The sequence below is a fragment of the Amycolatopsis ponsaeliensis genome (assembly GCF_030182635.1).
Lineage (GTDB): Bacteria > Actinomycetota > Actinomycetes > Mycobacteriales > Pseudonocardiaceae > Amycolatopsis > Amycolatopsis ponsaeliensis.
Genome location: NZ_JAPZLD010000108.1, coordinates 1 through 7,350, shown reverse-complemented (window position 1 = coordinate 7,350; position 7,350 = coordinate 1). Strand labels below are relative to the sequence as shown.

Sequence of the window (7,350 nt, the reverse complement as noted above, 5' to 3'; positions counted from 1 at the left end):
TTCCGCACACCCGAATCCCTCATGGCACTGGCCATGCTCTCCCTGGGCGGCCACCGACCCGAACTACCAGGCCGATGACCACCCACACATCAATACGAAGAGCCCCTTAAGAGCCATGAGGGTGCCCCTCATGTCAGGTGCGGACGGTCGTACTGTCCAAATAGGTCAGTACCGCGCGGATGCGGCGGTTCTGGTCGCGGCTGGCTTCGAGGCCGAGCTTGGCGAAGATGTTGCTGATGTGGTTCTCCACCGCGCCCTGGGTCACCACCAGGTTCTTCGCGATGGCCGCGTTCGACAGGCCCTGCGCCATCTCTCCGAGGACCTCCGTCTCGCGGGCCGTCAGGCCTTCCAGGGGGTCGCGGTTGCGGGACAGCATCTGGGCAACGACGTCGGGGTCGATCGCCGAGCCGCCGCCGGCCACGCGCCGGACCGCCTCGAGGAAGTCGGCCACATCGGCGACGCGTTCCTTCAGCAGATAACCGACGCCGGACGTGCCTTCGGCGATCAGTTCGACCGCGTAGCTGCCCTCGACGTACTGCGAGACCACCAGCACCGGCAGGCCCGGGACCTCCTTGCGCGCCGCGATCGCGGCGCGGATGCCCTCGTCGGTGAACGTCGGGGGCATCCGGACGTCGGCGATGACGAGGTCCGGCTGGTGCTCGCGGACGGCGACGAGCAGGTCGTCGCCGTTGGACACGGCGGCCGCCGTCTCGATGCCGACGTCGGCGAGCAGGCTCTGCACGCCGGCCCGCAGCAGGACGGAGTCTTCGGCGATGACGACACGCATTTCGCTCTCCCGGGAGTTCACCAGCGGACGGGCAGGTCGGCGCGCACCACCGTGGGCCCGCCCACCGGGCTGACCACGGTGAGCACGCCGTCGATGGTCGCGGCCCGGTCGGCGAGCCCGGCCAGGCCGCCGCCGGGACGGACGGACGCGCCGCCGTGACCGTTGTCGATGATCTCGACGACCACGGTCTCGTCGTCACGGGTCACGCGCACCGACGCGCGGTCGGCGCCGGCGTGCTTGGCGATGTTGGTCAGCGTCTCGCTGACGATGAAGTACGTCGTGGTCTCCACCGGCGCCGGCGGGCGCGGGTCGACGGTCACCTCGACGTCGACCGGGATCGGCATCCGCGCGGTGAGCGACGACAGCGCCGCGTCCAGGCCGCGGTCCTGCAGCACCGGCGGGTAGATCCCGCGGGCGAGGTCGCGCAGCTCCGACACTGCGAGCTTGGCGTCCGCGTGCGCCGCGCCGATCAGCTCGCGCACAGCTATCGGGTCATCCAGGTCCAGCTTCAGCTGGGCACGCCCCAGGCTCATCGCGACGGACACCAGCCGCTGCTGGGCGCCGTCGTGCAGGTCGCGTTCGATGCGCCGGCGTTCGGCCTCGACCGCGTCGACGCCGCGGGCGCGCGAGTCGCTCAGCTGCCGGGTGCGGGCTTCCAGCTGTGCCGTGCGGTCCGGTCCCAGCATCGACGCCGTCAGCGCGGCGTGCAGGGCCCCGATCCGTGGCGCGACGAAGATCCCGAACGGCGGCACGGCGACCGACACGATCCCGGCGACGAACTCCACGATGCCCAGCGGGAACGCGAGCAGCACGTAGTTCACCTCGCGCCAGGTGGCCTGGTCCACCAGCCGGACCTGCCACGTCTGCAGCAGCCCCGGCCCGTGCTCCCGGCGCCGCGGCGGCGGCACGTCGACGCCGAGCATGGTGTGGACCCAGCGCCGCTCCAGGCGGGCGAAGCTCTGGACGAGCGAGGTGGCGGTGATGAGGATCGGGATGCCGACCCACAGCATGGTGGTGGCGATGCCGAGGAGCATGGTGACCAGGACGACCACGAAGGCGGCGATCCGCAGCGGCAGGCTCCCGATGAGGAAACCGATGGTGCGCACCACCTTCGGCCGCGCGGTCACCGGCATCGGGCGATCCGTTCCAGCTCCGGCACGAGGTCGTCCAGGGTCGGCGTGGCCAGCATCTCGTCGCGGACCTCGAGCGCGCAGTCCCGGAAGGACGGTTCCTCCAGCAGCCGGTTCAGTCCATTTCGGATGGATTGCGGCGTGACGTCCTCGAGGTCGAGCACCAGGCCGTTGCCGCGCTTCTCCTGGGCGACCGCGGAGACCCGCTCGCTCCACGTGGTGCCGGGGATGACGAGCTGCGGGACGCCGTTGACGACCGCGTTGCCGATCGTCGCGCCGCCGCCCTGGTGGATGATGGCCGAGCAGCTCGCGAGGAGCTCGTTCATCGGCACGAAGTCCACCGCGCGCACGTTGTCCGGGATCTTCTCGACCGAAGCGAGCTGGGCCGCGTTGAGCGTCGCGATCACCTCGACGTCGAGGTCCGCGAGGCCGTCGAGCAGGTCGGCCACCGACGTCTCCTCGACGCCGAGCACCTGCCGGTTCGAGATGCCCAGGGTCAGCATGACCCGCCGCCGCTCCGGCTTTTCCAGTACCCAGCGGGGAATGGCCATCGGCTTGTTCTGCGGGACGAACCGCGCCGGCACGTAGTCGACGTCGACGCCGTCGTAGCGCAGGTAGGACGGGTGGCAGTCGAGGGTCTTGACGCCGTGGCGCAGGGACTCGTCGTACGACGCGCCGAACCGGCCCACGGCGGCGGACATCCACTCGACGAACGGGTCGGGTGTGGTGTCTTCGGGGTGACTCGCTCTCAGGTCCCGGTACTGCGCGGCGATCCGCGCGGTCTGGTCCGCCGCGTACATCATCCGCAGGTGCGGGACGCCGAGCGCCTGCGCGACGATCGGGGCGGCGTAGATCATCGGGTCCCACACGATCAGGTCGGGCCGCCAGCCCTTCGCGAAGCGCACCAGCTCGTCGAGCAGCGAGTCCGGGGTGGTCCAGCGGAAGACCTCGACCCAGTGCTCGTAGACGGTGCGGACGTACTCCTCGGTGTAGCGCTCCGGCCGGCTCTCGGAGATGCGGAAGCCGCCCTGCATGGCGTTGTCGCCGTCCATCTGCAGCTGGCGGTGGCGGGCGATGTCGAGCTCGTCGCCGAACCACATCGCGTCGAGGCCGGTTTCGGCGAACGACGCCACCTCGCGCGGGTTGCACTGGCCCACGAAGCGCACTTCGTGCCCGGCGGCGGCGAGCGCCCAGCCCACCGGGGCCATGCTGTAGACGTGCGTCCTCGTCGGGAACACCATCATCATGACGCGCATCGACGCACTCTCCGAACTCGGGGGCGAAACACCGCTACAAGGGAAAAGGTAGTGCCGCCGCGCCGTCAGGCCGACCCGGCAACGCGGCGGTAGGGGTCGCGAACCCCTGTTCCGGCCGGATTCCTTCCGCTGTGCACCGGCGTGCGCTAGGCAGGTCGAGCAGGCTTAGAACGGCTTTAGATGCCCCTTAGGGGCTGGTTCCGGCGGGCAGGCGGCGACTAGACAGGAACGTGGGTCCGGCCGTGTGCGCCGGGGGTGAGGGAAACGAAGAGGTGATGAGCATGGCCGTGGCACCGATCGCGAAGGGCTGGGTTCCCTTCGGCGGGTACCGCACCTGGTACCGGGTCACCGGTACCGCCGGGGGCGAGCTGCCCGCCGTCGTCGTGGTGCACGGCGGGCCGGGCAGCACGCACGACTACCTGCTGAACCTCTGCTCGCTGGCCGAGCACGGGTTCCCGGTCGTGCACTACGACCAGCTGGGCAGCGGCGGTTCGACGCGGCTGCCGGACCAGGACCCGGGGTTCTGGACGCCGGAGCTGTTCGGCGACGAGCTCGACAACCTGGTGCAGCACCTGGGCATCGAGGACAACTACGTCCTCTTCGGACAGTCTTGGGGCGGCCTGGTCGTCGCGCGGCACGCCGCGCAGCGCCCGGACGGCCTGCGCGGGCTGGTGATCGCCGACTCGCCGGCGTCGTACCCGCTGTGGCGCCAGGAGATGGACGTGCTGCGCGCCCAGCTGCCGCCGGGCGTCGACGACCAGCTGCGGGCGCACGAAGCCGCCGGCACCACCGGCGCGCCGGAGTACTTCGAGCTGATGCGCGCGTTCTACGACCGGCACGTCTGCCGCGTGCTGCCGTGGCCGGCCGACTACCTGGCCTCGTTCATGGAGATGGCCGACGACAACACCGTCTACGCCACGATGAACGGCCCGAGCGAGTTCACCGTCAGCGGCACGCTCAAGGACTACTCGGTGATCGAGTACCTCGACGACATCGAGGTGCCGACGATGCTCGTGTCCGGGCGTCACGACGAAGCCACCCCCGTCACGATCCAGCCGTACTTCGACCGGATCCACGACGTGCGCTGGGAGATCTTCGAAGACTCCAGCCACGTCCCCCACCTCGAGGAGCCCGAACGGTTCCGCGAAGTCCTGCTGGGATTCCTGCAGGACATCCAGCCCACCGCACCCGCGAGCCGGGTCGCCGAACGAGAGGTCGCCAGCCATGGATGAGGCCACCCGGCCGGGATCGGCGGTCGTCTTCCCCGGGATGAGCCCTTGTCGCTTCGCCGACTTCGGCAAGTTCCTGCTCATCAACCCCTTCGCCCGCAGGCTGATCGCGCAGGCGAACGACCGGCTCGGCTATTCGCTGGTCGACCGCTTCCGCGAGACCGAGGGCGACTACTCGGCCTACGCCCAGGTCGGGTTCATGCTCACCTGCGTCGCCCTGGCCCAGTGGGCCGAGGAGGAGCAGGGGATGAGCCCCGACTACTGCGCCGGCCCGAGCTTCGGCGAGAAGCCGGCCAGTGTGTACGCCGGGTCGCTGACCTTCCCGGACGCGGTGTGGATGACGGCGGAGCTCGCCCGTTGCCTCACCGAGTTCTTCGCGACGGAGTACACCGACGTCGTGACGCACTCGTTCGTCCGGACACCGGAGGAAAAGCTCACCGACGCCCTGTCCCAGCTGGAGGCGAAGGGCGAGTGGTTCGACATCTCGTGCTACATCGACCATGACTTCTACATGGTCTCGCTGCGCGAACGGAACCTCGACTGGCTCAAGCAGACGGTCCGGAGCATGGGCGGGCTCTCCCTCTACACGATGCGGCCGCCGTTGCACTCGCGTGCGTTCGGCGCGCTGCGCCGCAAGGCGGAGGACGAGGTGCTCGGCGACCTGGACTTCCACGACCCGCTGCTGCCGATCGTCGCCGATCAGGACGGCGCGATCCTGCGCAGTGGCGAGCAGGTGCGCACGATGCTGCTCGACAGCATCGTCAAACCGCTGCGCTGGCCGGACGTCGTCTCGACGCTGGCGGACAACGGGGTGGGCAAGCTCTGGATCGCGGGGCCGGACACGCTGTTCGGGCGCGTCCGCGTCACCACGAGCCGCTTCGAGGTGGTCACGGTGAACCCGCGGATGGCCCTGCAGCCCCGCCGCCGGGGAGCAGGACCGTCGCGGGTCAGCTAGCGGGCTGCAGGGCGGCCAGCGTGGTCCACAGCCGGCCGGGGTTCTCGAACGTCTCCAGGTTCAGGGCGTCGTCCTCGAACCGCACGTTGTAGCTCTGCTCCAGCACGGAGAGCAGCTCAACGGTGGCGAGCGAGTCCAGCCCGTACTCCCGCAGCGGCGTCTCGGCGGTCAACGCCTCCTCGGCGGGCAGGAACGGGAGGTACGAGCGCAGCGTCTCGTCGAAAGTGCTGTCCCACATGGCTACTCCGGATCGCTAGGTTGGGATCTACCGAGAGGAAACCGACCGCCCGGTTCGGTTTTGGACTCTACCGGCGTCGTCCTCCCGGATCGACGCATCGGCACCCCTATTTCACTGTGGAGGACGACGATGGACACGAGTCTCACCGGCGGGCCGCAGGCGCGGTTCCTGCGCGGTCTCGAACGGTCCGGTGGCGGCGTGGCCGTTCACGTCGGTGACCAGGCACTCGGCTACGAACAGCTGCACGAGCTGGCGCTGCTGTGGGGCGGCGCGCTGGCCGAGGCCGGCGTCCGCACCGTAGGGGTCCTCGCCGGCAAGGGGGTCACGGCGTACGCCGGAATCCTGGCCGGACTGTACGCCGGCGCCACGATCGTCCCGCTGCGACCGGACTTCCCGGCCGCGCGGACCGCCCAGATGGTCGAGGCGGCCGGGATCGACCTGATCATCGCGGACGAGCGCGGTCTCACGGTGGCGCCCGAGGGGGTCCCGGTACTCGCCCCGGAGCGCGTCCCGTTGCGGGCGTCGCAGGCGTTGTCGGCGCCGCTGGCTCCCGCATCGGAGACCGCGTACGTGCTGTTCACCTCGGGCTCGACCGGGCGCCCCAAGGGCGTGCGGATCGGGCGCGCGGCGCTCGACCACTACTTCGGCCTGCTGGACGAGCGGTACGACTTCACCCCGGACGACGTGTTCTCGCAGACGTTCGACCTGAACTTCGACTGCGCGATGTTCGACCTGTTCTGCGCGTGGGGCGCCGGCGCGCCGGCGGTGGTGCTGCCGGGCGGGGCGTACCGGAACCTGCCGCGGTTCGCGGCCGAGCGCGGGCTCACCGTGTGGTTCTCCACGCCGAGTGCGATCGACCTGGTCCGCCGCACCGGCGGCCTGACCCCGGGCGCGCTGCCGGGCCTGCGGTGGAGCTTCTTCGCGGGCGAGGCGCTGACGGTCCGCGACACGGCGGACTGGCGCGCCGCGGCGTCGTCGTCGATCGTGGAGAACCTGTACGGCCCCACCGAGCTGACGGTGACGGTGTCGGGGTACCGCTGGGACGACGTCGAGACGCCGCGGGTCGCGGTGAACGGCGTGGTGCCGATCGGTGAGGTGCACGCGGGCCACGACTACCTGCTCTTGGACGAAGACTCCGGCGAAGGCGAGCTGTGCATCGCCGGACCGCAGATGACCCCCGGCTACCTCGACCCGGCCGACGAGCAGGGCCGGTTCCTCGAGCGTGACGGCAAGCGCTTCTACCGCACGGGGGATCGCGTCCGCCGGCTCGGCGGCGAGGACCTGGCCTACCTCGGACGGCTGGACTCCCAGGTGCAGGTGCTCGGCTGGCGCGTCGAGCTGACGGAGGTCGAGCACGCCCTGCGCGACTGCGGCGTCCAGGACGTGGTGGCGCTGGGCGTCGCCGGGGACGCCGGGACCGAGCTGTTCGTGTTCTACACCGGCGGGGAACGGCCGGTGCTCGAGATGGTGCGCGCGCTGCGGGCGGTGCTGCCGGAGGGCGTCATCCCGCGGCACTACCGGCACGTCGACGAGTTCCCGCTCAACTCCAACCGCAAGATCGACCGCAAGACCCTCGCGGCGCGGGCCGCCGACCTCCTGGCCCCGGCGCCCGCCTGAGCAGTCTCCCGCGGCTGGGGGGGGGGGGGGGGGGGGGGGGGGGGCGCCGAGAGGGGGGACCCAACCCCGCGCGGGGGGGGGGGGGCCGGCGGGGGGGGGGGGGGGGGGGGGGGGGGGGGGGGGGGGGGGGGGGGGGGG

7 protein-coding genes are annotated in these 7,350 nt (G+C 70.9%); 3 read left to right on the top strand and 4 right to left on the bottom strand.

All coding sequences use genetic code 11. The annotated features are described in order from the left end of the window. Positions 1-133 precede the first annotated feature (133 nt). The 3 genes from QQ657_RS56355 to QQ657_RS56345 are packed head-to-tail and all read right to left on the bottom strand — an operon-like array spanning position 134 to position 3,173. Positions 134-787 (bottom strand): response regulator transcription factor, encoded by a 654-nt coding sequence (locus QQ657_RS56355; protein WP_284750726.1) that lies wholly within the window; start codon positions 785-787, stop codon positions 134-136. Between the two features lie 17 nt (positions 788-804). Then, on the bottom strand, positions 805-1,920 hold the full coding sequence (locus tag QQ657_RS56350) for a sensor histidine kinase (protein WP_284750725.1): 1,116 nt from the start codon (positions 1,918-1,920) through the stop codon (positions 805-807). Then, the gene (locus QQ657_RS56345; protein WP_284750724.1) at positions 1,911-3,173 is read right to left on the bottom strand and encodes a nucleotide disphospho-sugar-binding domain-containing protein; all 1,263 of its coding nucleotides are present in this window, start codon (positions 3,171-3,173) and stop codon (positions 1,911-1,913) included. The genes QQ657_RS56350 and QQ657_RS56345 overlap by 10 nt, the downstream gene beginning before the upstream one ends. Positions 3,174-3,454: 281 nt before the next feature. Here QQ657_RS56345 and QQ657_RS56340 point away from each other — a divergent pair, with 281 nt between their 5' ends. Together QQ657_RS56340 and QQ657_RS56335 are read left to right on the top strand one after the other, a co-directional pair. Continuing rightward, positions 3,455-4,405 (top strand): proline iminopeptidase-family hydrolase, encoded by a 951-nt coding sequence (locus QQ657_RS56340; protein ID WP_284750723.1) that lies wholly within the window; start codon positions 3,455-3,457, stop codon positions 4,403-4,405. Further along, positions 4,398-5,357, top strand: a complete 960-nt coding sequence (locus QQ657_RS56335) for an ACP S-malonyltransferase (RefSeq protein ID WP_284750722.1) — start codon at positions 4,398-4,400, stop codon at positions 5,355-5,357. Before QQ657_RS56340 ends, QQ657_RS56335 begins: the two co-directional genes overlap by 8 nt. On the opposite strand, the gene QQ657_RS56330 is transcribed toward QQ657_RS56335, so the two are convergent. Next, positions 5,350-5,595 carry a phosphopantetheine-binding protein gene (locus QQ657_RS56330; RefSeq protein ID WP_284750721.1) on the bottom strand — a complete coding sequence of 82 codons (246 nt, stop codon included), beginning with the start codon at positions 5,593-5,595 and terminating at the stop codon, positions 5,350-5,352. The two genes, QQ657_RS56335 and QQ657_RS56330, sit on opposite strands and share 8 nt — an antisense overlap. A 129-nt stretch (positions 5,596-5,724) precedes the next feature. Here QQ657_RS56330 and QQ657_RS56325 point away from each other — a divergent pair, with 129 nt between their 5' ends. Then, the gene (locus QQ657_RS56325) at positions 5,725-7,212 is read left to right on the top strand and encodes an AMP-binding protein (RefSeq protein ID WP_284750720.1); all 1,488 of its coding nucleotides are present in this window, start codon (positions 5,725-5,727) and stop codon (positions 7,210-7,212) included. Positions 7,213-7,350 lie beyond the last annotated feature (138 nt).

Bases quoted from the DNA above. Each gene is read 5' to 3' on its own strand.
- QQ657_RS56350 (WP_284750725.1), bottom strand. From the start codon at position 1,920: ATGCCGGTGACCGCGCGGCCGAAGGTGGTGCGCACCATCGGTTTCCTC.
- QQ657_RS56335 (WP_284750722.1), top strand. From the start codon at position 4,398: ATGGATGAGGCCACCCGGCCGGGATCGGCGGTCGTCTTCCCCGGGATG.
- QQ657_RS56345 (WP_284750724.1), bottom strand. From the start codon at position 3,173: ATGCGCGTCATGATGATGGTGTTCCCGACGAGGACGCACGTCTACAGC.
- QQ657_RS56325 (WP_284750720.1), top strand. From the start codon at position 5,725: ATGGACACGAGTCTCACCGGCGGGCCGCAGGCGCGGTTCCTGCGCGGT.
- QQ657_RS56340 (WP_284750723.1), top strand. From the start codon at position 3,455: ATGGCCGTGGCACCGATCGCGAAGGGCTGGGTTCCCTTCGGCGGGTAC.
- QQ657_RS56355 (WP_284750726.1), bottom strand. From the start codon at position 787: ATGCGTGTCGTCATCGCCGAAGACTCCGTCCTGCTGCGGGCCGGCGTG.
- QQ657_RS56330 (WP_284750721.1), bottom strand. From the start codon at position 5,595: ATGTGGGACAGCACTTTCGACGAGACGCTGCGCTCGTACCTCCCGTTC.